Genomic DNA, 1,480 nt, shown 5'->3' with positions numbered 1-1,480 from the left:
CTTCCAGGCTTAGTGCATTTTTATATGTTTAGGCCAAATTCATCATTTTTATAACATTTAAACTATCAATGGATTCATCGATCAAGACATTTATGAGTAAAATAGAATTTCGGAACGCACATGAACCGGAATTTTTGCAGGCAGTATATGAAGTAGCAGAATCAATAATACCCTTTAGTGAAAAGAATTCTAAGTATAAAATAAACAAGATTTTAGAAAGAATTGCGGAGCCGGAAAGGGTTATCATTTTTAGAGTGCCTTGGTTGAATGATAAAGGTGAAGTTGAAATTAATCGTGGGTTTAGGGTTCAAATGAACAGCGCAATTGGTCCATATAAAGGAGGTTTGCGCTTTCACCCATCTGTAAACTTAAGTGTACTTAAGTTCCTTGCGTTTGAACAAGTATTTAAGAACAGCCTTACCGGGTTGCCTATGGGTGGGGGTAAAGGAGGTTCAGATTTTGACCCAAAAGGGAAATCTGATGCTGAGGTGATGAAATTCTGCCAAAGTTTTATGACCGAATTATATCGCCATGTTGGTGCTGATATTGATGTTCCTGCCGGAGATATTGGTGTAGGGGCAAGAGAAATAGGATTTCTGTTTGGTCAGTATAAGCGCATCAGAGGCGAATTTACAGGGGTTTTAACAGGAAAAGGGTTTGAGTGGGGAGGAAGTTTAATTCGTCCTGAAGCAACTGGCTACGGTGTGGTATACTTCGTTGAAGAGATGCTGAAGCTGAAAGGTGATTCTTTAAAAGGAAAAAACGTTGTCATTTCAGGTTCTGGAAATGTTGCTCAATATACAGCAGAGAAATGTATAGAAGTAGGGGCAAAGGTATTGACCTTGTCAGATTCGGAAGGTTTTGTTTATGATCCTGATGGAATAGACACAGAAAAGCTTAAGTACATCATGGAACTTAAAAACAGTCGCAGAGGAAGAATTAAAGAGTACGCAGATAAATTTAACTGCCAATTCTTTGCTGGCGAGAAACCATGGGGTATAAAATGTGATGTGGCTTTTCCTAATGCTACTCAAAATGAGGTGAATGAGAACGACGCTAAGATTCTGGTAGAAAATGGTTGTCTTTGTGTTGCAGAAGGTGCAAATATGCCATCTACACCAGACGCTATTCATGTGTTCGAAAAAGCTAAGATCTTGTATGCTCCCGGTAAAGCTGCCAATGCCGGTGGTGTTGCCGTTTCAGGGCTTGAAATGTCGCAGAACTCACTTCGTTATTCATGGGATCGCGAAAAAATTGATATTAAACTAAAAATAATTATAGCTCAGATTCATCAGAATTGTGTTAAATATGGCAAAGAAGAAGATGGCTATGTAAATTATGGTAAAGGAGCAAATATAGCAGGTTTCGTTAAGGTTGCTGATGCAATGATAGCGCAAGGCATTGTATAATACACTGAGCCAATAAAAAAGCCTCTTTACATTTAGTAAAGAGGCTTTGTACTCAGAGCGGGAATCGAACC

At 38.8% G+C, this 1,480-nt stretch carries 1 protein-coding gene; it reads left to right on the top strand.

Annotation, left to right across the window (positions count from 1 at the left end; translation table 11 throughout):
• Positions 1 to 68: 68 nt before the first annotated feature.
• Complete coding sequence (gene gdhA / locus AC1DDX_RS27370) at positions 69 to 1,409, top strand: NADP-specific glutamate dehydrogenase (protein WP_172660514.1); 1,341 nt, start codon at positions 69 to 71, stop codon at positions 1,407 to 1,409.
• Positions 1,410 to 1,480 lie beyond the last annotated feature (71 nt).

This window comes from Pedobacter sp. 10L46_2 (assembly GCF_056395165.1).
This window is presented reverse-complemented; position numbering and strand designations above follow the sequence as displayed.